Genomic DNA, 1,529 nt, shown 5'->3' on the forward strand with positions numbered 1-1,529 from the left:
CGCGCTATCACCCCAAAGCCATCGCCCGCAAAGGCAAGCAAAGCCTGCTGGACGGCATTACCATGCTGTCAGGCCTGCCGCACGATATGGTGCGCATGGCGCGCGATATACGTCAGGGCAAGTTCCGCATTAATCTGGATCTGGCAAGGCTGGACAGTTTCGGCCGCCAGATAGACAAAAGCGCCAACCGCCTGACCATGGGCATTGTCACCGGCTGCCTGATCATAGGCTCCAGCATCGTCATGACGGTCAATGCCGGCCCCATGCTGTTCGGCCTGCCACTATTCGGCTTTCTGGGCTTTATGGTGGCCATGCTCAACAGCCTGTGGCTCATTTTTTCCATCTGGCGCGCCGGCAAGGAGTACTGATGAAAGCCGTACTGCATGCATTCTTGCTGCTGCTCACCCTGCCTGCCCATGCCTTGCAGGTGCTGACGCTTGACTGGGCTAATGCAGGCGAAGTCGCAGCGGCACTACGCCCGACGCTGCAGCCGGGCGAATCGCTATCGGCCTTTGAAGGCAAGCTGATCATCAATGCCAGTGTGCAGCGCGAGCAGGTACTGGCACAGGCGGCGCGCGAACTGGACACCCAGCCTGCCATGCTGGACATTGAAGTGGCGCAGGACAAATCGGCGCAAAGCAGCCGCAGCGAGATCAATCTGGGCAACGGCACTTCCAGCAATAATGGCTGGTCGGTCAATAGCGGCAGCCGCCAAAACAGCATACTGCAAAGCTTAAGCCTGCTCTCGGGCAAAAGCGGCAGCATCAGTCTGGGGGTCGAGCGGCCGCTACCGTGGCGGTTTAACGGACAGGGCAGCCAGAGCGCCATCAGCGGCTTTCAGGTCACACCAAGGCTGAACGGGCAGCAGGTGCTGCTGGATATTTCGGTCAGCGATGAGACATTAGGCAATGGAATGAGCGTACGCAAACAATCACTGATCACCACCTTGAGCACGCCTTTAGGTCGCTGGGTGAGCTTAGGCAGCGTCCGACAGGACGGGCGCGGCGGACAGCTATTCGTATTCGGCGCACAAGGCGGCAACAGGCAAAGCCTGAGCACGGTGCGGCTACGCGTCACCCGCGCGCCTTAACGCTCGGCGATAAACGCCACCGCCTCGGACAGGCGCTCGATGCCGATGATTTCCAAGCCCGCGATGGGCTGGCGCGGACGATTGGCCGAAGGCACCAGGGCGCGGGTAAAGCCCAGCTTGGCTGCTTCTTTCAGCCGCTCCTGCCCGCGCGACACCGGCCTCACTTCACCTGCCAGCCCCAGTTCGCCGAACACCACCAGCTTTTCCGGCAAGGGCTTATTCCTCAGCGACGACACCATGGCCAGCACCAGCGCCAGATCGGCGGCCGGCTCGATAATCTTCACCCCGCCCACCGCATTAAGAAATACATCCTGATCGGCACAGCTCACGCCTGCATGGCGGTGCATCACGGCCAGCAACAACGCCAGCCGGTTCTGATCCAGCCCCAGCGCCAGCCGCTTGGGCTGGAAACCGTGGGCATTGTCCACCAGCGCCTGCA

2 protein-coding genes and 1 pseudogene are annotated in these 1,529 nt (G+C 61.2%); 2 read left to right on the plus strand and 1 reads right to left on the minus strand.

Going from position 1 to position 1,529, the window contains the following annotated elements:
- Both EGI20_RS18515 and EGI20_RS18520 read left to right on the plus strand, forming a co-directional pair.
- Window positions 1-368: pseudogene (locus EGI20_RS18515) on the plus strand (ubiquinone biosynthesis protein UbiB); the annotation flags it as partial.
- The gene (locus EGI20_RS18520; RefSeq protein WP_498632367.1) at window positions 368-1,090 is read left to right on the plus strand and encodes a hypothetical protein; all 723 of its coding nucleotides are present in this window, start codon (window positions 368-370) and stop codon (window positions 1,088-1,090) included. The pseudogene EGI20_RS18515 and the gene EGI20_RS18520, both read left to right, overlap by 1 nt.
- Here the strand turns inward: EGI20_RS18520 and EGI20_RS18525 are convergent.
- Window positions 1,087-1,529, minus strand: a 443-nt coding sequence (locus EGI20_RS18525) for a magnesium chelatase domain-containing protein (RefSeq protein ID WP_498633164.1), incomplete at its 5' end; no start/stop codon positions are given. The genes EGI20_RS18520 and EGI20_RS18525 overlap by 4 nt on opposite strands.

The organism is Aquitalea sp. S1-19, from assembly GCF_024343515.1.